Origin of the sequence: Streptosporangium album (assembly GCF_014203795.1) — a bacterium.
GTDB lineage: Bacteria > Actinomycetota > Actinomycetes > Streptosporangiales > Streptosporangiaceae > Streptosporangium > Streptosporangium album.
In genome coordinates this window covers 2,742,346-2,763,114 of the sequence record NZ_JACHJU010000001.1, presented here as the reverse complement: position 1 = coordinate 2,763,114, position 20,769 = coordinate 2,742,346, and the positions used below count along the sequence as shown (strand labels likewise).

At 67.3% G+C, this 20,769-nt stretch carries 17 protein-coding genes, 1 tRNA gene and 5 pseudogenes; 11 read left to right on the top strand and 12 right to left on the bottom strand.

Going from position 1 to position 20,769, the window contains the following annotated elements:
* Window positions 1-19: 19 nt before the first annotated feature.
* Both FHR32_RS13100 and FHR32_RS13095 read right to left on the bottom strand, forming a co-directional pair.
* Window positions 20-298, bottom strand: coding sequence for a hypothetical protein (locus tag FHR32_RS13100; RefSeq protein ID WP_184754548.1), 279 nt, complete (start codon window positions 296-298; stop codon window positions 20-22).
* A gap of 319 nt (window positions 299-617) precedes the next feature.
* On the bottom strand, window positions 618-1,166 hold the full coding sequence (locus tag FHR32_RS13095) for a TetR/AcrR family transcriptional regulator (protein WP_345004955.1): 549 nt from the start codon (window positions 1,164-1,166) through the stop codon (window positions 618-620).
* Here FHR32_RS13095 and FHR32_RS13090 point away from each other — a divergent pair.
* Window positions 1,098-1,514: an FAD-dependent monooxygenase gene (locus tag FHR32_RS13090; RefSeq protein WP_345004957.1), complete on the top strand. Its 417-nt coding sequence runs from the start codon at window positions 1,098-1,100 to the stop codon at window positions 1,512-1,514. The genes FHR32_RS13095 and FHR32_RS13090 overlap by 69 nt on opposite strands.
* A gap of 320 nt (window positions 1,515-1,834) precedes the next feature.
* On the opposite strand, the gene FHR32_RS13085 is transcribed toward FHR32_RS13090, so the two are convergent.
* Complete coding sequence (locus FHR32_RS13085; RefSeq protein ID WP_012886943.1) at window positions 1,835-2,038, bottom strand: cold-shock protein; 204 nt, start codon at window positions 2,036-2,038, stop codon at window positions 1,835-1,837.
* A gap of 235 nt (window positions 2,039-2,273) precedes the next feature.
* Between FHR32_RS13085 and FHR32_RS13080 the strand changes: the two genes are divergently transcribed.
* Entirely contained in the window at window positions 2,274-3,089 is an 816-nt protein-coding gene (locus tag FHR32_RS13080; protein WP_184754547.1) for an HAD family hydrolase, read from the top strand.
* Here the strand turns inward: FHR32_RS13080 and FHR32_RS13075 are convergent.
* Together FHR32_RS13075 and FHR32_RS13070 are read right to left on the bottom strand one after the other, a co-directional pair.
* Complete coding sequence (locus tag FHR32_RS13075) at window positions 3,062-3,571, bottom strand: bacterial proteasome activator family protein (RefSeq protein ID WP_184754546.1); 510 nt, start codon at window positions 3,569-3,571, stop codon at window positions 3,062-3,064. The genes FHR32_RS13080 and FHR32_RS13075 overlap by 28 nt on opposite strands.
* 5 nt (window positions 3,572-3,576) lie before the next feature.
* The gene (locus tag FHR32_RS13070; protein WP_184754545.1) at window positions 3,577-4,533 is read right to left on the bottom strand and encodes an NAD(P)H-quinone oxidoreductase; all 957 of its coding nucleotides are present in this window, start codon (window positions 4,531-4,533) and stop codon (window positions 3,577-3,579) included.
* Window positions 4,534-4,648: 115 nt separating this feature from the next.
* On the opposite strand from FHR32_RS13070, the gene FHR32_RS13065 reads away from it, so the two are divergent.
* From FHR32_RS13065 to FHR32_RS13055, 4 genes and pseudogenes are all read left to right on the top strand, one after another.
* Window positions 4,649-7,264: a nucleotide-binding protein gene (locus FHR32_RS13065; RefSeq protein WP_312882303.1), complete on the top strand. Its 2,616-nt coding sequence runs from the start codon at window positions 4,649-4,651 to the stop codon at window positions 7,262-7,264.
* Between the two features lie 128 nt (window positions 7,265-7,392).
* A tRNA-Ser gene (locus FHR32_RS13060) sits at window positions 7,393-7,481 on the top strand.
* A 226-nt stretch (window positions 7,482-7,707) separates the two neighbouring features.
* Window positions 7,708-7,938 (top strand): annotated as a pseudogene (locus FHR32_RS47235) (transposase); the annotation flags it as partial.
* Window positions 7,939-8,023: 85 nt separating this feature from the next.
* Entirely contained in the window at window positions 8,024-8,644 is a 621-nt protein-coding gene (locus FHR32_RS13055) for an IS3 family transposase (protein WP_184754544.1), read from the top strand.
* Here the strand turns inward: FHR32_RS13055 and FHR32_RS13050 are convergent.
* Together FHR32_RS13050 and FHR32_RS13045 are read right to left on the bottom strand one after the other, a co-directional pair.
* On the bottom strand, window positions 8,615-9,145 hold the full coding sequence (locus FHR32_RS13050; protein ID WP_312882654.1) for a transposase: 531 nt from the start codon (window positions 9,143-9,145) through the stop codon (window positions 8,615-8,617). The genes FHR32_RS13055 and FHR32_RS13050 overlap by 30 nt on opposite strands.
* Window positions 9,142-9,750 (bottom strand): helix-turn-helix domain-containing protein, encoded by a 609-nt coding sequence (locus FHR32_RS13045; protein WP_184754543.1) that lies wholly within the window; start codon window positions 9,748-9,750, stop codon window positions 9,142-9,144. Before FHR32_RS13045 ends, FHR32_RS13050 begins: the two co-directional genes overlap by 4 nt.
* 160 nt (window positions 9,751-9,910) lie before the next feature.
* On the opposite strand from FHR32_RS13045, the gene FHR32_RS13040 reads away from it, so the two are divergent.
* Window positions 9,911-11,176 carry an IS701 family transposase gene (locus FHR32_RS13040; protein WP_221465336.1) on the top strand — a complete coding sequence of 422 codons (1,266 nt, stop codon included), beginning with the start codon at window positions 9,911-9,913 and terminating at the stop codon, window positions 11,174-11,176.
* Window positions 11,177-11,416: 240 nt separating this feature from the next.
* Here FHR32_RS13040 and FHR32_RS13035 read toward each other — a convergent pair.
* Window positions 11,417-12,301: pseudogene (locus tag FHR32_RS13035) on the bottom strand (IS701 family transposase); the annotation flags it as partial.
* A 62-nt stretch (window positions 12,302-12,363) separates the two neighbouring features.
* On the opposite strand from FHR32_RS13035, the pseudogene FHR32_RS13030 reads away from it, so the two are divergent.
* Window positions 12,364-14,015: pseudogene (locus tag FHR32_RS13030) on the top strand (ISAzo13 family transposase).
* Between the two features lie 41 nt (window positions 14,016-14,056).
* On the opposite strand, the pseudogene FHR32_RS13025 reads toward FHR32_RS13030, so the two are convergent.
* Window positions 14,057-14,416, bottom strand: a pseudogene (locus tag FHR32_RS13025) (transposase); the annotation flags it as partial.
* Window positions 14,417-14,774: 358 nt separating this feature from the next.
* On the opposite strand from FHR32_RS13025, the gene FHR32_RS13020 reads away from it, so the two are divergent.
* On the top strand, window positions 14,775-16,163 hold the full coding sequence (locus tag FHR32_RS13020; RefSeq protein ID WP_184754542.1) for a mercuric reductase: 1,389 nt from the start codon (window positions 14,775-14,777) through the stop codon (window positions 16,161-16,163).
* A gap of 72 nt (window positions 16,164-16,235) precedes the next feature.
* On the opposite strand, the pseudogene FHR32_RS46665 reads toward FHR32_RS13020, so the two are convergent.
* Window positions 16,236-16,376 (bottom strand): annotated as a pseudogene (locus FHR32_RS46665) (IS630 family transposase); the annotation flags it as partial.
* Here FHR32_RS46665 and FHR32_RS13015 point away from each other — a divergent pair.
* The gene (locus FHR32_RS13015; protein WP_184754541.1) at window positions 16,329-16,817 is read left to right on the top strand and encodes a transposase; all 489 of its coding nucleotides are present in this window, start codon (window positions 16,329-16,331) and stop codon (window positions 16,815-16,817) included. The pseudogene FHR32_RS46665 and the gene FHR32_RS13015 overlap by 48 nt on opposite strands.
* A 318-nt stretch (window positions 16,818-17,135) precedes the next feature.
* Window positions 17,136-18,011: an alpha/beta fold hydrolase gene (locus FHR32_RS13010; RefSeq protein WP_184754540.1), complete on the top strand. Its 876-nt coding sequence runs from the start codon at window positions 17,136-17,138 to the stop codon at window positions 18,009-18,011.
* Between the two features lie 202 nt (window positions 18,012-18,213).
* Here FHR32_RS13010 and FHR32_RS13005 read toward each other — a convergent pair whose 3' ends face one another.
* Window positions 18,214-19,518 carry an ISAs1 family transposase gene (locus FHR32_RS13005; protein ID WP_184752030.1) on the bottom strand — a complete coding sequence of 435 codons (1,305 nt, stop codon included), beginning with the start codon at window positions 19,516-19,518 and terminating at the stop codon, window positions 18,214-18,216.
* 680 nt (window positions 19,519-20,198) lie between these two features.
* Complete coding sequence (locus tag FHR32_RS13000; RefSeq protein ID WP_184754539.1) at window positions 20,199-20,660, bottom strand: GNAT family N-acetyltransferase; 462 nt, start codon at window positions 20,658-20,660, stop codon at window positions 20,199-20,201.
* Between the last annotated feature and the right edge of the window lie 109 nt (window positions 20,661-20,769).

Genomic DNA, 20,769 nt, shown 5'->3' with positions numbered 1-20,769 from the left:
AGGCGGGGCCTTCTCGCGTTCAGGCCGGACGTTCCATCGTTTCCCCCGCGCCCGCCCAGCCGACCAGGACGGACGCCCCGACCCCGACACCGCCGGCGAGCCAGGCGAGGAGCCCCGCCGTCGAATAGGCGTCGACGGTGCCCGACTCCCAGCCGGAGAAGATCATCCAGATCGAGAACGGCGTGCAGGAGGCGATGGTGACCAGCGCGAGCCAGGTCCGCGCGGGCACGCGCGCCTGGATCGCCGCCGCCGCGAGGGCCGCCGCGGTGAGGGCACAGGCGTCGCCGAACAGGGACAACAGGGCGCCGAAATAGACGATACGGCGATGCCGTCGTCGCCGTTGGCCGCCACCACCACGTGACCGTCCGGTACGCGCTGTACCGCGATGGCCGTGGAGCCCTGCCACGGCCTCATCGAGCGGTCCTCCGTGTGCCGCCGGAGTGCGTCCTGGCGTCCCGCGGAGACCGCCCACACCGTGTTCCAGCTGGTCCCGCCGTCCCGGGACTCGTCCACGGCCAGCCGCGGCGGGACGACGCGGTAGCAGTGCGCGGGCTCGTCGGGCAGGCAGGCCCGGGTCGGCCGGCGCGACTTCTGTGATCAGGCTGTGTCGCGGGTGCTCACTCCTCGAGGTAGCGCTGGAGGGTGGGCCCGAGCCAGCCGACGATCTCGTCCCGGGACATGGCGGCGACGGGCGGCAGACGGAGCACGTAGCGGCACAGGGCCATGCCGAGGACCTGGGTGGCGACGAGTCCCGCCCGGACGGGAGCCTGGGAGGGGTCGTCGCAGAGACGTGCGGCCAACGGGCCGAACTGCAGGGCGAAGATGTCGCGCATGCGCTCGGCGACGGCCTCGTCGGTGACGCCGGTGCGCAGCAGGATCAGCATGCCCTCGTCGTGTTCCCAGCGGTCGAGGAAGTGGGCGATGAGCGTCGTCCCGATGGTTTCGGGCGGGACCGCCGCCAGGTCGGGAAATCTCAGATCGAAGTCGGCCGCGGCGGCGAACAACCCCTCCTTGTCGCCGAAATAGCGCATGACCATGGACGGGTCGATGCCCGAGTCCGAGGCGATGGCCCGGATGGTGGCGCCGCCGGCGAAGGCGTGAGCGCGGTCTTCGCCGGCGGCGCCACCGTCAGGGCGAAGTACGTGGTCGGCGCGGACGGCATGCACAGCACGGTCCGCGAGCAGGCGGGCATCGCGTTCACCGGCGGACAGTACGCCGAGTCGTTCAGCCTGGCCGACGTACGGCTCACCGGCGGCGTGCCCGGCGACGAGGTCATCCTCTTCTTCTCACCCGCCGGGCTGGTCGTGGTCGCCCCGCTGCCCGACGGCACCCACCGGATCGTGGCCACCGTCGACGAGGCGCCGGCCGAGCCCGACGTGGCTTTCGTCCAGGCACTGCCGGACAGCCGGGGACCCGAAAAGGATCGGGCCGTGGTGCACGAAATCATCTGGGGATCGAGGTTCCGGGGCCACCACCGGGTGGCCGACGCCTACCGCCCCGGCCGGCCACCATGAACAGGCGCCTGCGTCCGATCAGGAACCTGGTCCTGCGGACCCTGGCGCACAGCCCCGCCTTCCGCAACGGGCTGGCCAGGCGGCTCTCGGGCCTGGTCTACCGGTGAGCCGGACCGCGGATGCACGGCGGGAACGGGCCGGGTGGTGAGACGGGGTCTCCGGGGGGCGGCCTGCGGCGGGAACGGACCGGGTGGTGAGGCGGGCTTTCGGGGGGCGGCCTGCGGCGGGAACGGGCCGGGTGCCGGAGCCGCCCGGGAAACGGAGAAGGCGGGGCCCGCGTCAAGCGGACCCCGCCTCCCTCGCTACCAGAGGTCTATGCGTCAGACGGCGCGGACCTGCGAGGCCTGCGGGCCCTTCTGGCCCTGCGTGATCTCGAACTCGACCCGCTGGCCGTCTTCGAGACTACGGTAGCCGTTGCCCTGGATCTCGGAGAAGTGCACGAACACATCCGGTGCACCGCCGTCCGGTGCGATGAAGCCGAAGCCCTTTTCAGCGTTGAACCACTTGACGGTTCCCTGAGCCATTAAAGCTCTCCCTCAGGATTTGAAACTTTGGGATTCACACCTCGTGAACCCCATGTGTCGTACAGCAAGCCCCGGGGTGGTTCAGTCAAACTGGTTTTCACAACGGGATTCAGCTAATACAACGCCATCACATCTAACACTATCCGGCGCACCCGTGTTCCCGCCATGAGGAAGATTCCTCGAGACGGATCCGTGGTTCGCCCTCCGCGGATCACAGTGCAGACTGGAACCTGTTATGGGAAACCCCCGGCTCGTCGCCACCGACCTCGACGGCACCGCTCTGCGCTCGGACGGTACCGTCTCGCCCCGTACCACGGCCGCTTTCGCCCGTGTGGAGAGCGCCGGTGCCACGCTGGTCTTCGTGACCGGCCGGCCGCCCCGGTGGATGCGCCCGGTCGCGGCGGCGGTGCGCCACAGGGGGCTGGCCATATGCGCCAACGGCGCCCTTGTCTACGACCTGCACACCGAACGGATCGTCAAATCACACCTCATCGCTCCAGATGTGCTCGAAGAGGTGGTGACGCGTCTCCGTGAAAAGGTTCCCGAGCTGGCGTTCTCAGTTGAATACGAGGGTGGATTCGCTCACGAATCGGGCTTTCGTCTCGGTCGAGAGGACGGCAAAGGGGCCGCCGGGTTCCGCGTCGGAACGGCCGCTCTCACCTCACGGCCGTGTGCCAAGCTTCTGGCCCTGCATCCCCGGATGGACCCGGACGTCCTCCAGGAAGAGGTCCGCGAGCTGGTCGGTGACCTTGTCACCCCCACTCACTCCAGCGGCCGCGCCCTGATCGAGATGAGCGCCCACGGCGTGACGAAGGCCTCCGCACTGGCTGCGCTGGCCGAGGGGCAGGAGATCGGGCCCGCCGAGGCGATCGCGTTCGGTGACATGCCCAACGACCTGCCGATGCTGCGGTGGGTCGGCACCTCCTACGCCGTAGCCAACGCCCATGCCGCGGTGCTGGCCGCGGTCGATCATGTGACCGCGACCAACAACGAGGATGGGGTCGCCAAAGTGCTTGAGCAGCTTTACAGATACGGGCCCGAGCTGGCCTGATGACCCTCCTGCGGGAGGGAGACGCCGCTGGGCAACGCCTTCCGCATGTTCTCCAACTGGGCGCGGGCCGCCATCTGCTGGGCGAAAAGAGTGGTCTGTATCCCGTGGAACAGGCCCTCCAGCCAGCCGACCAACTGCGCGTGCGCGACCCGGAGCTCGGCGTCGCTGGGCGGGGCGCCGTTGTCGTTCTCGGTGAACGGAAGCGACAGGCGCTCCAGCTCCTCCACCAGCTCGGGCGCCAGACCGTCTTCGAGCTCCTTGATGGAGCTCTGGTGGATCTCCTTGAGGCGCTTGCGGCTGGCCTCGTCCAGCGGAGCCGCACGGACCTCCTCGAGGAGCTGACGGATCATGCTGCCGATCCGCATCACCTTGGCGGGCTGCTCGACCAAATCGGTGATCGACCGTCCTTCGCCGTCCTCCTCGGCCTGGACGCCCTGAGGGCCCATGACCACTATGTGCGGAGTGCTCTCCTCAGCGTTCATAGTCCTCAACCTACTAGCAGGATTTTCCCGATGTGGTCGCCGGACTCCATGATCTTGTGAGCCTCCGCGGCGTCGCTCATCGGCACTCGGGCATAGATGACCGGACGGATCGCTCCCGCGGCGACAAGGGGCCAGACGTTTTCCACGACACCGCGTACGATGACCCCCTTCTCGTCGACCGGACGCCCGCGTAGCGTGGTGCCGTGCACGGAGGCCCGTTTGGCGAGGAGAGCACCCAGGTTCAGCTCCCCCTTGGAGCCGCCCTGCAGTCCGATCACGACGAGCCGCCCGCCGGTCTTGAGCGCTTTCACGTTCCCCTGCAGGTATTTGCCGCCGATGATGTCAAGGATCACATCGGCCTGGACCTTCTCCGCGAAGTCCTCCTTGTGGTAGTCGATCCCCTCGTCCGCGCCAAGATCGAGGCAGCGGGCGATCTTCTCGGCCGATCCGGCGGTGACGACCACGCGAGAGCCGAACGCCTTGGCCAGCTGTATGGCCATCGTGCCGATCCCACTGGCGCCACCGTGGACGAGAAGCGTCTCGCCCTTCCTCAGACGCCCGATCATGAATACGTTGGACCAGACCGTGCACGCCACCTCGGGCAGAGCCGCGGCCTCGACCAGGTCCACACCGTCGGGCACGGGCATGACCTGCTGCCAGGGCACCGCGACCTTCTCCGCGTAGCCGCCTCCGGCCAGCAGCGCGCACACCCGGTCGCCCGGTTTGAAATCCTCGACGTCCGAGCCGACCTCGGCGACCACGCCGGAGCATTCCAGCCCCGGGTACGGCGGGGCGCCCGGAGGCGGGTCGTACAGACCCTGTCTCTGCATCACATCGGCCCGGTTGACCGCCGAGGCGGCCACATCGATGAGAACATCACCCGGTCCGGGCACGGGGTCGGGGACCTCCTGCCATGCCAGCACTCCGGGTCCACCAGGTTTATCGATCACGATGGCGTGCATATGACCAAGCTATCCGGTGGGCTCAACTTGGTGGTTGCCTGCATTGACAAGAACACAGGGCGTTAACCTGCTATGTGTTTGCTGCCCTTTTATGCCCATCCCGAGGGGGAACACGGTGGCGAGACACGATCGTGAGGAATCTCTCGAGGAACAGCTCGCCTGGCTCGACGCGATCAAGGAGCAGGAGGAGGCACCTCCCGGCGTGGTGACGAGCACCACGATGGACGGAGCCGCCATTTCGCCATACCCGAAGGACCCGTGGGGTTCCGTGCCGTCCGACCCCGACGCGGCCTCGTCACCGCTGTTCCGCACGGCGGTCGATTCGGCCTACGACCCTGCGGGCGCATCGGCGGCCCTGAAGGACGCTCCGGCCGAGGACGCCGACGCGGCCGACTGGATGGAGGCGGCCGACACGGTGAGCGCCTTCACCCTTCCCGCCCTACCGGTGCCCCCTGCCCAGGACGACGATGGCTTCCTGGCCCCGCTCAAGCCGCTGCCCCGCCAGGAGCAGGGTGACACCGGCGGTCACACAACGGGCGAGTTCCCCGAGCCCGAGCTCCGTGTCTCGCACTCCGAGCCCGAGCTCCGTGTCTCGCAACCCGAGCTCCGATCTCCGCGCTCCGAGCCCGAGCAGGAGCCGTCTCGCGGGCTGTTCGAGCAACCCCAGCGCCCGGAGAAGCCGGGCGAGTCCTCCGGCCCGACCCTCGAACCTTTCAAACCTTCGGCTCCGGAGCCCGGGGGATCCGCGTCCGGCGGTGCGGACTCCGATCGGGAGCGATTCACGTTCTCCGGCACCGGCTCCGACCAATTCACGCCCTCCGGCACCGAGCATGACCGTGACCGTTCCGCCTTCGACGGCACGGACTCCGATCGTGACCGGTCCGCGCTCGTGAGCACCGGCTCCGACCGCGACGACTCCACCTCCGATGCCGCTGATCACGAGGACGACCGGTCCGATTCCCCTGACGCCGGACAGGATCACGACCTGCCGGTTCTCACGACCGCCGAGCCGTTCATCGTCAGCGAGTCGCTCCGGACGGCTCCTGAGACCCCCGGGCCTTCCACACCCGAGGTCGCCGAGCCGTTCCGGGTCCCGGTGTCCTTCGGGGCCGAGCGTCCGGCCCCGGTCGTGCCGGCAGATCACGTCCCCGGCCCGTTCGGCGCCGATCTCTCCGGTTCCGTGGCCTCCTCCGATTCCGCAGGCTCCGCCCGAGACAGGGACAGGCTGTTCGCTCCGGAGCAGGAGGCGGCTTCCGGCTCCGATCGGGACAAGGCGTTCGGCTCCGGCCCGGACATTCCGTTCGGGTCCGGTCGGGACGAGCCATTCGAGTTCGGCCGGGACAAGTCGTTCGCTCCCGAGCGGGACACTCCATTCGGGTCCGGCTCATTCGGGTCCGGCCGGGACACGGCGTTCGGGTCCGATCGGGACACGGCGTTCGGGTCCGATCGGGACAGGCCGTTCACCTCGGAGCGGGAGACGACTTTCGCTCCCGAGCCGAGCAAGCCCTTCGCGCAGGACCGGCACGAGGCTCCGGCTTCCGGCCAGGACACGGCTTTCGCGTCAGGTCGGGACACACTTCCGGCTTCCGGCCGGGACACGGTCCCCGTGTCGGGCCGGGATGCGTCTTCTGTTCCCAACCGGGACGAGGCTTTCGCCGCGGAACAGGCCGCGTCTCCCGCGTCCGGCAGGGAGACGGCTGAGCCGGTCCGTGAGCCGTACCAGGCGCGCCGTCGCCAGTCGGCCCCGCCGCCCGCCTTCAGCGCCCCCTCCCGGCAGCAGGTGCCAGGCGTGCCCAGACCGTCGGCTGACAGCCTGGATCCCGAGTCGCTGCTCAGGGGGCGCCGTAACGGGCCCGCCGGCGGCTGGCGCAAGCTGATCTACAAGGCGTCGGCAGGCCTGATCAAGCCTGGCGAGTCCCCTGAGGTCCGCCGCCGCCGCGAACTCGTCGGCCGTGCGCGCACTCCCGTCGCCACGGGCCACCACCGGGTCGCCGTGCTCAGCCTGAAGGGCGGCGTAGGAAAGACCACCACCACGGTCGGCCTCGGCGCCACCCTGGCCCAGGTCCGCGGCGACAGGGTCATCGCGGTCGACGCCAACCCCGACCGCGGCACCCTGTCGGACAAGGTCGAGCTCGAAACCTCCGCGACCGTCCGCGACCTGCTCAACGAGCGTCAGCAGATCAAGCGCTACGTCGACATCCGGGCTTTCACCTCGCAGGCCCCGTCCCGCCTGGAGATCCTCGCCTCCGACCGGGATCCGTCGGTGTCCGAGGCGTTCAGCGCGTCCGACTACCAGTCGGTGGCCCAGGTTCTGGAGAACTTCTACTCGATCTGCATCACCGACTGCGGTACCGGCCTGCTCCATTCGGCCATGTCGGGCGTCCTCGGCCTGGCCGACCAGCTCGTCCTGGTCAGCTCCCCGTCCGTGGACGGCGCCCGCGCCGCCTCGGCGACGCTGGACTGGCTGGAGGCCCACCACTACGAGGAGCTGGTCCGCTCCGCCACGGTGGTGCTGTGCAGCGTCCGTCCGCGGTCGAAGTCCACCGTGGACCTCGACCGTCTGGAGGCCCACTTCGCGGCCCGCTGCCGTGCCGTGATCCGGGTCCCCTACGACCCCCACCTCGAAGAGGGCGCAGAGATCGACCTGGAAAGGCTGCAGCCCGGCACCCGCGAGTCCTACCTCCGCCTGGCGGCCTCGGTGGGTGACGGCTTCGCCGGCATGCAACCTTGAATCCGGTACGGCGGGCGCCTCGGCTCCGAGTTATCGGGCAGAGCCGGGACACCCGCCGTATCCGGTACGCACCGGGGATGGGGAGAGACTAAAGTGCAATCTGACACGTTCTCCGGAGCGTGTCGCCAGGAGAGCTCGCCTAGTGGACGATGGCGGCGGTCTTGAAAACCGCTAGGGGCTTTGCGGCTCCTCGTGGGTTCGAATCCCACGCTCTCCGCTTCCACCAGTGAAAACGGCGTCTGACCAGCGGTTTCGTCGCGGTCAGACGCCGTTGATCGTTTCCGGGTTGTGCAGCCATGCGCCCCCTGAGCAGCCCTCGGCCGCTCTTCGCGGGATATTTGCGGAATGGAACTGGGCCTCTTGCCCTAGATCGACAGTTGGGGATCGGTGCAACAAGCCACTGATGTTGTCTCGGTCTTGTGGACACCTGATCGCTTTGGACGATGTGTCCCGGCAGGAGTTCACAAGTGCCGATGTCACGTCCGCCGTACCCGCCGGAGTTCCGGCGGCAGATGGTGGAGCTGGTCCGCGCCGGCCGGACGCCGGAGGAACTGGCCAAGGAGTTCGAGCCGACCGCGCAGTCGATCCGTAACTGGGTGGTCCAGGCCGACCTCGATGAGGGCCGCCGCGAGGACGGCCTGACCAGCACCGAGAAGGAGGAGCCGGCCCGGCTGCGGCGGGAGGTCCGTCAGCTGCGTGAGGAGCGGGAGATCCTGAAGAAGGCCGCGGTTTCTTCGCTCGGGAGACGGATCGGCCGAGATGAAGTACCGGCTGATCGACGCGGAGAAGACACGCTACGGCGTCTCCCTTCTGGCCCGGGTGCTGGGTGTGTCGCGCCAGGGCTACTACGCCTGGAAGAACCGCGGACCCTCCCGGCGGGCCCGTCAGGATGAGGCTCTGACGGAAACGATCATCAAGATCCATGCGGGATCGCGCGGAACCTATGGTTCTCCGCGCGTGCATGCCGAGTTGCGGGAGGAGTACGGGGTGCGCATCGGGCGCAAGCGGGTGGCCCGGCTGATGCGCGCCGCCCGGCTTGAAGGGGTGCACCGGCGCCGCCGGCGTGGGCTGACCCGCTGGGACCCCGCAGCGACCCCTGCCGATGATCTGGTCCAGCGGGACTTCACCGCTTGGGATCAAGCCTCAAGGCGCGCGCCGGCTCAAGCACCTGGACGACACCGGGCCGACGGGGGAGTAGCCGTGGGCCCGCAACCTGACCAGGGTGGAGCGCCCAGCTGTCCGGTGACCGTCGAACTGCCCGACGGCCAGATCATCACCGCCCGGCTGCAGCGTCGATGGCAGGACCAGCACGGCGGCTGGTGGTACGAGAGCGAGCTAGTGCTCCGTTCCTCAAAGGCTGTAGACGAACTGGCGGCGTAGGTGTCTGGGGGCCGGTGGTGGCCGTCCCCAGACCCAGGGTTTGGCCCGCTGGTTGAGCTGGGCGGTGGCGATGCGGGTGGCGTGGTCGATGTCCTTGCTATCAGCGAAGGACACTCCGGCCAGGGCGTGGTGGCGGAAGATCCGCCACCACGCCTCCTGCAGATTGAGCCGGCAGGCGCCGACGGGGATGAACGCGTGCTGGATGCGGGGATGGTCGGCCGGCCATGTGCGGGTGGCGAGGCTGTTGTGACCGGACAGGTTGTCGGCGATCACCCAGATGTCACCGTGGCCGGGGTCGGCGTCCTCGAGTCGTTGCAGGAACCGCTGGTAGCAGTCGCTGTTGCGGGAGGCGGCGGTCATGGTGACCGCGGCGCCGTCGGCGACGCGCAGCGCACCGTACACCCAGGTCTTGTCGGGGCCGCGGAAGTATTCCAGCGGCGCTTTGATCCGGTGGCCGTCGGCGGACCAGGCGGGCGCGGGGCCGAAGGTACGCGGGGTCACCGGCCCCAGCTCGTCGGCGCAGACGACGACCGCGCCGTCCGGCGGGTCGGTGTACAGGCCGACGACCTGCGTTCTTTTGCGGCGAAGTCCGGGTCCTTGCTGGTGGTCCAGGACCGGGTGCGGCGCCATCTCACCCCCTCTTTCAGAAGGATCCGGCGCACCTGGGAACGGTGAATGTCGATGCCCTGCTCACGGGCGGCGGCGGTGAGGGCATCCAGGGTCCACACCGCCGGCCCATCCTCGTCGTCGGCCTCCAGCTCACCCCAGGGCTCCCAGCGCAGCCGCCCGGGCGGTGTCGTCTTGACCAGCGCGATGAGCTGCGATCGTTCGGCTTGGGTGATCCGCGGTCTGCGACCGGGCCCGGGCCGGTCACCGAGCCCGTCGATGCCTTCGGCGTTGAAGCGGCGCAACCGGCGGCGCACGGTCTCCGGATGACAGCCCAGCATCGCGGCGATGGCCGGGCCGCGCATCTCCTCCCAGCTCAACACGACGATCTGGGCGCGCTGGATCCAGTCGGCCGGGGCGTGCCGGGCACCGGCGAGTTTACGGATCTGGCGTTCCTCCTCGCCGTCTCGCGGCGCTCGGGCGTGCAGCAGTTTCGGCATGATGACACCACCTCCCTGTCATCCACGATGCCCCTGATCAGGATGGCTGGCCACCGCTCAGCTCAACACCCTTTGAGGAACCCAGCACTAGTAGTACTTCGTTAGATTGTCGATCACCTAGCGTGATCATTTTGAGAAGTCACTTCGGGATCATGTTGTCGTGACACCTGACGAGATGGCGCCGGTGCGCCCGCGGCTTGAGAAGTTTGCAGATCAGATGCTGCGGAGGGTGCTTCGTCGCCGTGATCAACTCGCCACCGGCGAGTTGTATCTGCGGGGGCTGATGCTGGACGGGCGGCGCAAGTCGATGGATCCGATGGCGGAGCGTCTGGGAGTTGACACCCAGCGGTTACAGCAATTCATGGCCGACTCGACCTGGGACTACGAACCGGTCCGGGAAAACCTCACACATTGGGCGCTGGAACGGATCGGTCCGCAGGCGGTCGTCATCGACGATGTCGGCTTCCCCAAGGACGGCCCGAATTCTCCGGGAGTGGCCCGGATGTATTCCGGGACGCTGGGCAAGACCGGAAACTGCCAGATCGGCGTCAGCGCACATCTGGTCACCGATCATGCCTCGTCCGCGGTCAATTGGCGGCTGTTCATCCCCGAGTCGTGGGACCCGGCCAAGATCGAGGATCCGGTTCAGGCGGAAACGGTCCACAAGCGCCGCGACCGGTGCAAGATCCCTCAGGACGTCGGTCACCAGGAGAAGTGGCGACTGGCGTTAAACATGATCGACCAGATGTACGACGAGTGGGGAGTCGGCACCGATCTTCCGGTGGTCTTTGACTCCGGTTATGGCGATTGCACCGCTTTCCGGCTGGGACTGGAGGACCGCGGCCTGTCTTACGTGGCGGCCGTCTCCGATGATCTGTCGGCCTACCCCGGAGATGCGGTGCCTGAACTGCCGGAATACAGCGGCAAGGGGCGCCCGCCGAGACCACGCTATCCAGGCAAGCCATCGAATCTGCGCAATCTCGCATTGGCGGCAGGGCGGGCGAATCTGCGGCGGGTGACCTGGCGGCAAGGCACAAGGAAGACCAGCGGTAATCCAGGCGCGAAAATGCGATCACGCTTCATGGCTCTACCGGTTCTCTTGGCCAACAAAGACATCCCCCGCAACCCCGACGGCAGCCTGCCTGCGCGTTTGCTGCTGGTGGAATGGCCGGCAGGCGAATCCGAACCCACCGATTACTGGATCACCAATCTCCCCGCCGAGACTCCGCTGCGCGAACTCGTCCGGCTCGCCAAGATCCGCTGGCGGATCGAGCATGACTACCGGGAGCTCAATACCGGTCTTGGCCTCAAGCATTTTGAGGGGCGGAGCTTCTTCGGCTGGCACCGCCACGTCACCCTGGCCGCATTAGCGCAGGCATTCTGTACCGAACTACGGCTAGACCCAAAAGTCCCTGCGCCGGCCTGACCTTGTATGAGGTTCTCGGCGAACTCCAGGCTTTACTCGCCACCTGGACCGGCGCTTGCCACGTATGCCATCAAATGTACGCGCCCCATAACACTTCGTAACTTAACGAAGTACTACTAGTAGGGCTTGGTTAGGTGGGGACGGGCTGGGCATGTCGGGGTAACGCTCGGCGGCAGGTGGGGCAGGATCCGGCCCAGCAGGCCAGAAGCAGCTGCAACTCGGCGATGACCCGGTAGGTGCTCAAGCCGCAGCCGGCGCTTTTGGGTTGAGCCTTTCAAGGGTGCAGAACGCGTGAGCGACCGAGACCAGGGTGACGTGATGATGCCAACCGCTCCACGTGCGACCCTCGAAGTGGTCCAGGCCCAGGCCGGTCTTCAGCTCACGGTAGTCGTGCTCGATGCGCCAGCGGATCTTCGCCAGACCCACCAGACGCCGCAATGGAACATCGGCCTCCAGCGTGGACAACCAGTACTTGACCGGCTCCGGCTCACCGGGCGGCCATTCGGCCAGCAGCCAGCACACCGGCAACTCCCCGCCCGCATACGCGCGGCGGATCCGCACCCCCGCCGGCCGTACCCGCAGCGCGGCAAAGCGCGAGCGCAACGGACCCTTGGACCCCATCCGCCACCGCACTGTGTGCAGCGCGCGCCGCCCGCCCTCCAGCACCAACTGCCGGGCGCTGATGCGCCGCTGCCGGTAGCGGGGCACCGGCCGCCGCCCGGTCCCCGCATACGGCGCGACGCTGCGGCAGGCCTCGGCCTCCAGCAGCGCGGTATCGGAACGCACCCCCACCACGTAGGGAATATCGCGCTCGGTCAGGCCCAGGCGAAAGGCCCCGTCTTGACCGTAGCCCTCATCGGCGACCACCAACGGCGGATCCAGCCCCCAACTCTCCAGCTCGTCGATCATGTCCAGAGCCAGCTGCCACTTGGGCACATGACCGACGTCGGCGGGGATCCGGCAGCGCTGCCGGCGTGCCGCCACCGCGGCCGGATCCTCCGTGCGCGGCGAGGCCGCATCCCACTGCTCGGGCACGAACAACCGCCAGTTCACCGGACACGACGCGGCGTCGGTGACCAGATGCAAACTCGGCGCGACCTGGCAGTTCGCGGTCTTGCCCAGGGCTTGTTCGTGAATAACTGTCAGAGTTGATCTGCGGGACCGGGTCGACGGTGAGACGCTGGAGCATGACCGCCTCTTCGAAGGAAGATGTACCCGCAGCCGAGCTGCGGGCCAAGTTCGAGCAGATCCTGCCGCACCTTGACGAGCGGTGCCGTCGCCTCTACCTGGCCAGCGAGGCCGCCGTGCTCGGCCATGGCGGGATTGCCCTGGTGGCCGCAGCCTCCGGCATCAGTACCGCCACCATCGCGCGTGGCATCATCGAGCTGGAGACGCACCCCGCGCCGACCCGCCGCATCCGGGCCTCGGGCGCCGGGCGCAAACCGCTGACAGTCACCGACCCCGGCCTGCTACCGGCCCTTGAGTCACTGATCGAGCCGCACACTCGCGGCGACCCCGTCTCCCCACTGCGCTGGACCACGCTGTCGCTGCGCAGCCTGGCCCATGCCCTTTCCGCGCAGAAGCATCCGATCGGTGCCACAACCGTCGGCCACCTGCTGCACGGCCTGGGCTACAGCCTGCAGGGCACGGCCAAGACCACCGAAGGCACCCGGCATCCGGATCGCGACGCCCAGTTTGCCCATCTCAACGCCACCGCCGCCGCCTTCCTCGACGACGACCAGCCGGTGATCAGCATCGACACCAAAGCCAAAGAGTGGCTCGGCAACCGCGACCGGCCTGGACGTACCTGGCAACCGGGAAAGAACCCGATCAAGGTGGACAGCCACACCCTCGTCACCAGCGACCAGCCAGTGGCCATCCCCTACGGAATCTACGACCTCGCCACCAACAGCGGCTGGGTCAACGTCGGAACCGATCACGACACCGCCGAGTTCGCGGTGGAGTCCGTCCGCCGCTGGTGGCGACGCCGCGGTTGTCTCGACCACCCGCACGCCACCCGGCTGTTGATCACCGCGGACGCCGGTGGCTCCAACAACCCCCGCTACTGGACATGGAAGAAGCAACTACACGACTTCGCCCGCGAGAGCGGCCTTGAGATCACGGTCTGCCACTTTCCTCCCGGCACTTCGAAGTGGAACAAGATCGAGCACCGGATGTTCTGCCACATCACCGCCAACTGGCGTGGCCGCCCGCTGACCAGCTACCAGGTCGTCATCGAGACGATCGCCGCGACGACAACAGAGGCCGGACTGAGAGTCAGCGCCGAACTGGACACCGGCAACTACCCACTGGGCACCGCCGTCACGCCCGCCGAGTTCCATGCCCTGCCGATCACACCCGATGCATTCCACGGCGACTGGAACTACACCCTGGCCCCCACCCCTCCCAGACTTTCCGAAGAAGCCGAGACCAACCAACCGATCGATCCGGACGTGACCTGGATGCTCACCGATCCGGCCCTGACCGGCATGCCGCGCTCGGACTTCGCTCGCCTGGTGCAGATCTCGGAGCCCTACTGGGACGCGCTGGCAGAGGCGGCCTTTCAACGCCGTTTCCACCGCCCGCGCCGCTACCTCCATCCGCAGACCAGCAGCCTAGATCACTTCCACCGGCTCCTGACCGCTTTACTCCGTCGCCGCAAGGCCGCGACCAGCACCCTCCTAGCCCGCCTGCTGGGCGTCACCCGCACCAACCTGTCCAACCAGTTCCAAGATGGCCACCGGATCCTCGACCTGCACAAAATCTCCGTCACGCCGATCCCCGGATCGCCCGCACGTACGCTCGAGCAACTGCAAGATCGTATTACGTCCGCCGATGACTGCCCCGCAGATCAACTCTGACAGTTATTCACGAACAAGCCCCCAGCGCCCCGCAATACTGCGCGGCCACCCCCGGCGACTCATCGCCGTCCTTGACAAAGGACACATCATCGACCACCCATGCCACCGGGCCGATCGCCGCATCCATCCGCCAGGCCAGCTCGGCCAAAACCAGCTGATGCGACCAGGGGGCATCGGTGCAGAACTGCTGCAGCCCTTGGCGATCCACGCCCAGCCGGGCCGCCATCGGCTCCATCGATTTCCGCGCCCCGTCGGTCAGCAGGCCGCGCACATACCGCTCACCCCACCGCCGCTGATCAGCACGGGCAAAACCGGAGAACATCTCAGCGGCAAACGTCTCCAGCCGCGCCCGCACGGCCTCGAGTTCTTGAGGGGTCATCTTCCCTCACCCCCAAACAGGTGACATACCGTCCCCTACCCGAGGTAACCAAGCCCTACTAGTGCCCCGACAGGCAACGTTCGCCCCGTCGCTGCAAACGTCGTCGCCGATCTCCACTGCGGATTGCTGCAGTTCGCGGCAGCGCTGTCCCACCGTCGGATCTGCTGGTACTTCCCGGCCTTGGCTACGACCGGCCCGGGGACGACGTCGTCAGCAAGGCCCTCACCACCCCACACCGCCGACTCGAACCTATTCGCGGCCCCTGATTACAGCCCGACCACCCCACCGGTCAATATCCCACCCACACTCATCGGCCACCCTCAGTACATACAGGAAAGCACAGGGTTACGATCTCTCTGTGGCAGACGAGAGCTATGACGTGATTGTGATCGGGACCAGCCAGGGCGGCCGGTTCCTCCCCCCCGATCTGGCGAAGGCAGGCAAGAAGGTGGCGCTCGTCGAGCGCGACCACCTAGGCGGCGTCTGCGTGAACACCGGGTGCACCCCGACCAAGACGATGGTCGCCAGCGCGCGCGTCGCCTATCAGGCGCGGCGCGGGGCGGAGTACGGCGTGCGGACCGGTCCGGTGTCGGTCGACCTCGCCGCCGTGCGGGAGCGCAAGCGGGGGATGGTCGCGGGCGCGCGGGAGAACTACGCGAGCCGCCTGGCGCAGGACGGGGTCGACCTGATCGAAGGCGAGGCCCATTTCACGGGGCCCAAGACGGTCGAGATCGCCCTGAGGGACGGCGGGACGCGGGGGATCAGCGCACCGGTGATCGTCATCGACACGGGCAATAGGCCCAAGCCGCTGGCGATCAGCGGCGCGCAGAACGTCCCTGTCCTCGACTCAACGTCGATCATGGAGCTGGGCGCGCTCCCTGAGCACCTGATCATCCTCGGCGGGGGCTACATCGGGCTGGAGTTCGGGCAGATGTTCCGCAGGTTCGGCAGCGAGGTCACGATCGTCCAGACCGGCCCGCGCCTGATGATGATCGAGGACGATGACGTCTCCGACGAGGTCGCCGCCATCTTGCGCGATGACGGGATCACGGTCCTGACTTCGGCGACGACGGACCGGGTCGAGGAGGCAGGCGGCGGGCGGGTGCGGCTGACCGTTCGCACGCCGGACGGCGAGCGGCAGGTCGAGGGCTCCCACCTGCTGTCGGCCATCGGCCGCGTCCCCAACACGGAGGGGCTCACGCTGGCGGCGGCCGGCATCCGGCTGCGCGACAACGGCTTCATCGAGGTCGATGAGTACCTGGAAACCTCCGTCCCCGGCGTCTACGCCATGGGGGACGTCAAGGGCGGCCCGGCCTTCACCCACCTTTCCTACGACGATTACCGGATCCTGCACGCCAACTTGCTCGGCCGCGAGAAGGCGAGCACGCGGGACAGGATCGTCCCCTATACCGTGTTCATCGACCCGCAGCTCGGCCGCGTCGGCCTGACCGAGCGGCAGGCCAGGGAGCAAAACCGCGCGGTCCGCGTCGCGAAGCTGCCGATGAGCGCCGTCATCCGGGCCCTTGAGACCGGGGAGACGCGCGGCTTCATGAAGGCCGTCATCGACGCGCACACCCAGCAGATCCTCGGCGCCGCCGTGCTCGGCGCAGAAGGCGGCGAGATCATGACGATCATCCAGGTCGCCATGCTGGGCAAGCTCCCGTACACCGCCATGGCGAACGCCATCTTCACGCACCCGTTGCTGGCGGAGGGCCTTGGCAGCCTCTTCATGACGCTCGACGCCTAGAGCGTGTCCGAGCGATCATGTGACCGCCCCGTGTCTAGTGCGGTGACCACGAACGTTTACCGGGTTGGTTGATCAGGCAATCCGGCTGGCGGGGCGGCCCCAGCGACGTCGTTTCTCGCTGCGGACGCGCGCGCGTTCGGCGCGCTGGGCGGCCAACACGTCGGGATGGCGGGCGTTGACGTTGCGCCAGCGCAGATAGGCCTGCAGCTTGCGTGGATCACCGTGACCTACGCCGATGGCACCGTGCGGCGTGAGCAGTGGCGCCTGGCCACCAGCCTGACCGACCATATCCGCTATCCCGCCCGTGAACTGGTCGCGCACTACCACGAGAGGTGGCAGGCGGAGACGACCTATTTTTCGATCAAGGTCACGATGCTGCACGGCCGTGTCCTGCGCTCGCGTCGCCTGCCTGACATTGACCAGGAGGTCTACGCGCTGTTGACCGTCTACCAGGCACTGGTGCGGATCGCCGGCGACGCCATCTTGAGCCGACCGCGGCTTGATCCGGATCGGATCAGCTTCACCGTCGCCCTGGAGGCCGCACGGGATCAGGTCATCACTGCCAGCGGGGTGCTGATCAGCGGCATCGCCGTGTTGACCGGCGCGATCGGCCGCTCCATTCCGCGCTGCGTGCCACGAGCGTCCACACGGTGACGAGCGAACCAGTCTGCCTTGTCGCCAACTTGGTCACCGAACCACCGTGGTGACACTGCCCGTGCCGGGGTAACTTGGGGTTGTGGCCACCAGTGAAGACCAGGCCCACGTCGGTCCAGGGTCTGTTGCGGACCGGAGCTGAGGACCGGGAACGCCGGCGTCGACCGGAGGGGCGAGGACCAAGGCGTGATCATGCCGCCGACAGGCCGACGCCGCCGGCTACTTGGCTGGTCAACGGCAAGAGAGATTCATCGTTAACTCTGACCGCCAGTTGCGACAGGACAGGACGGTCCTCGAGTCTCGAGGGGGTTCGTGGCTATGTTCGATCGATTCGAAGAGTTCGACATCTCTACCGCGGGTGCGTCGATCCACGGACGCCGAGGCGGCAACGGACCGCCCCTGCTGCTCCTGCACGGTATTCCGGAAACGCATCTGATGTGGCATCGGGTAGCACCCCACCTCGCCGAGCGCTACACCGTCGTCGCCACCGATTTGCGTGGGTACGGCGACAGCGGCAAGCCGCCCAGTACCGCCGATCACGAGCCCTACAGCATGCGCGCGATCGGTCGTGACCAGCTCGGGGTCATGCGACATCTGGGCTACGACCAGTTCAGCATCGTGGGACACGATCGCGGGGCGCGCTGCGCCTACCGTCTCGCACTGGATCACCCGGATGCTGTCCTCCGGCTCGCCGTCATGGACGTCGTTCCCGTCGGCGACGCGTACAATCGTGCCGACAAAAACTTCAGCCTCCTCTACTGGCAATGGTCCTTCCTCGCCGCGCCAGAACCGACACCGGAACAGTTCATCAACGCGGCACCGGCCAACCTGGTCGGCTTCATGCTCAACACGTGGTCCGAGGTGAAGGACGCTTTCCCAACCGAGGTACGCGGCGAGTACATCGAGAAATTTAGCCACCCCGATACGGTGCACGCCATCTGCGAGGAGTTCCGCGCATCCCCAACCTTGGACTACCAGCAGGACGAGGCGGATCGCGGGAACCGGAAGATCTCCTGCCCCGTGCTCTTCCTCTGGAGCCAGCGCGGTTCGGTCGCGAAACTTTACGATGATCCGCTCGCGATATGGCAGGAGTGGGCCGATGACGTTCGCGGCGTCCCGGTACCAGTCGGTCACTTCATTCCAGAAGAGGCACCCGAGGAGACCACACGCCAACTGCTGAATTTTCTGCAGTAGTGCGGGATCGGCGCGACTGCTCGACGTGCCGGGGATTCATCGTCTATCCGCAACGCCCAGCTAAATGGACGTCATCGAACGGCACGCACGAGAACTGCAGGGGGCCCGGAGAGGACTGGACATGGACGTCACCGAGCGCCTGCACAAGCACGGCCCCGGCATGTTGAGGATTTGAGTGTGGCTGGTCCGATTGATACCGCGTTCACAGGGTGAACAGCGTGAGGAGTCGTTGTGGGACGTGGGTGTAATGCCTGCGGGCGTGCGCGATGTTGACATGACCGCGTTGACGAAACGTACTGATGACCAGGTTGCGTAGGGTGGCCAGGACGTGAGGCAGCTGTCCGGTTCTGGCCTGGCAGTCGTCCTCGTGGAAGGTGCGATCTCGGACGTAGTGCTCGGAATTTTCCACGCTCCAGTGCTGGCGAACGTAGGTGCTCAGATGCGCGGGACCGGCCACGTCCGGGGGCGCGTTGGTGATCCCGTAGGCCACCTCTTTGCTGGTGCCGTGGCCGTCCAGGTCGGCGACGTGTCGCACGATCCGGAAGAGCTGTGCGGCGTGCGGGAAGTCCAGACCGATGGCGAGCGCGGTGCGGATGGTGCGGCTTTCGATGCGGCCGTGGCCTCGGTCGGCCTCGGTGTGCCCGGTGCCGGCCCGCTCGTGGTCTGCATCCGTTCCAGGGGCGAGCCGGGCCTGGGCCGCGGCCAGGAGACTGGGCTGGTTCTCCTTGAGGACAAGCACGTAGTAGCAGCCGAAGTCCTCGCTGATCTGCCGGGCGCTTTCGCGGGCGGTGTGCAACGCATCCGCGGTGATAACGGCCACGTCGCTGCCGCACAAGGCGTCGGCCAGCAGGGGCGCGAGCTCGGGCACCTCGTTGGTTTTGTCGGCGATCTGCCGCTGACCCAGCACCACGCCACGGCGGTGATGCAGCAACGACAGCAGTTGTGGTGCGCTCGCCTGCCCATGGCCCGCGCCGCGCACGGTCTTGCCGTCAGCCGCGCCTGCCTCCAGCATCCCCGCAGGCCGAGGACGCTCCCGCGTCCGCTGAGCGGCCCGGCGCCCCTCACGCTCACAGCCCTGACCGACGCGGAGCTCGGCGGGAATTTCCCGGCCATCGCCCCCGTCCCGCTCTCCGGCCCGTTCCCCGTGGCCCGGTGCCGACAGATCGCGGACGTCGTGGCCGCCGGCCAGGTAGGAGCAGGTCTGCCGGTCCAGCTCGTCCCCGTCGGTCTGGGCCAGGACCCGGCGCAGGGTGCGTTCGCTGGGCGGATAGTGCCGACCGGTGAACGGATCGCGCCTGCACCCCAGCCCGGCCAAGATCTCCTGCGGGGCATCATCGGCCCAGTGGCTGATCGCGGTCACTGTGTCCCCTCCCACCGTCGCCGTACCGAACGCGGCCACCGCCAAAATCGACTCCAGGGAATGCAGCGTGTTGTAGACGGCCCGTTTGTCACAGATAACCCGGAATCGCGCCCTCAGCCCGCCCTCACCACCACGACCGGATGGCACGTCATGACCCAAGCCGGCACCTCGGGCGGGGCTGGTCGGCGATGATAGGGCGGCAGCGGGCACGATTCCCCCTGGAGATCGGTTGGTGTGAGAACCCCGATCTTGGGGAGTCGTGCCCCCTCTCATGCCCGGATTGGGGCAGAGATTACCGGCCGCGAAGGTCGGCACCGGTCACACGCAAAGAATCAAACCCGATCAAATCCTCAACATGCCGGGGCCGTGCCTGCACAAGGAGTTGCGGTCCGCCCTTGCCAGCCGTTGACCATAGAAGCCGAGCGCGGGATATGTGCGGGATGATCTTCCTTGGCCAGACCCCTGCCTGAGGCTGATCCGCAGGTCACGGTCGGCATGGGTGGAGTAACCGTAGTTTTCTTGAAAACCGCTAGGGGCTTTGCGGCTCCTCGTGGGTTCGAATCCCACGCTCTCCGCTGAGCACGTAGAACGGCGTCTGACCAGGGTTCTCCCTTGGACCAGGCGCCGTTGACCGTTTCCAGAGTGCGCAGCCACAGGCCACCGTGAGCGGCCCTGAGCCGCTGTTCGCGGAATATACGCGGAATGATGTTGGCCGCGTTTCCCCGGGTCGCTGTCGCTGTCAGGCGGCTTGGGGCACTGCCATCGAACCGGGGACCTGACGGATCTTGCTGTTGGACCTGAGACGCGGAGCGGCCACGAAGGCTCGTTCAGGCGGAGAGGTCCTTGGCCAAGACGATGCTGTCGTAGTTGGTGACTCCCCACTTCCATGTCCCGATCGATGCGTAGCCGTGACGGCCGTACCAGGCGATGAGATCGGCGGCCTGTGAGGAGGTGTCGATCACTACCTTCGACGCGCCCAGGGCGGTGATGCGAGTTTCAGCCAAGGTCAGGAGGCGATGTCCCAGGCCGGTTCCTCGCTGGGCCGGATCCACCGCGAGTTGCCAGAACGATCCCGCATCGACCGGCGCTGGATATCCAGGCGGGGTGTCGTATGTCCCCGTCACCGTGACACTGCCAACGATCGTTCCCTGCTCCAGAGCAACCCAGCATTCTCCTTTGCCCAGGCGTCGCAGCGTGTCCTCAGGGGTTTGGTAGGAGGCGAAGAAGACGAGCCCTGCGGCTGCATGATCCGCATAAGCGCGGTGCAGAAGCATGGTCAGCTCTTCCACCGAGTCATCTTTGATGAAGCGTCGTATGACGATCGGTTCCGCACAACCTGGCTGTCTCACGGTGCCCCTTCTCGAAGATCATCCCGGCGCGCTGACCTTGAGTATGAGG

Coding starts and splice junctions, on each gene's coding strand:
- FHR32_RS13085 (WP_012886943.1), bottom strand. CDS start 2,038: ATGGCTCAGGGAACCGTCAAGTGGTTCAACGCTGAAAAGGGCTTCGGC.
- FHR32_RS13080 (WP_184754547.1), top strand. CDS start 2,274: ATGGGAAACCCCCGGCTCGTCGCCACCGACCTCGACGGCACCGCTCTG.
- FHR32_RS13075 (WP_184754546.1), bottom strand. CDS start 3,571: ATGAACGCTGAGGAGAGCACTCCGCACATAGTGGTCATGGGCCCTCAG.
- FHR32_RS13070 (WP_184754545.1), bottom strand. CDS start 4,533: ATGCACGCCATCGTGATCGATAAACCTGGTGGACCCGGAGTGCTGGCA.
- FHR32_RS13055 (WP_184754544.1), top strand. CDS start 8,024: ATGAAGTACCGGCTGATCGACGCGGAGAAGACACGCTACGGCGTCTCC.
- FHR32_RS13045 (WP_184754543.1), bottom strand. CDS start 9,750: ATGCCGAAACTGCTGCACGCCCGAGCGCCGCGAGACGGCGAGGAGGAA.
- FHR32_RS13015 (WP_184754541.1), top strand. CDS start 16,329: ATGGCGGGCGTTGACGTTGCGCCAGCGCAGATAGGCCTGCAGCTTGCG.
- FHR32_RS13010 (WP_184754540.1), top strand. CDS start 17,136: ATGTTCGATCGATTCGAAGAGTTCGACATCTCTACCGCGGGTGCGTCG.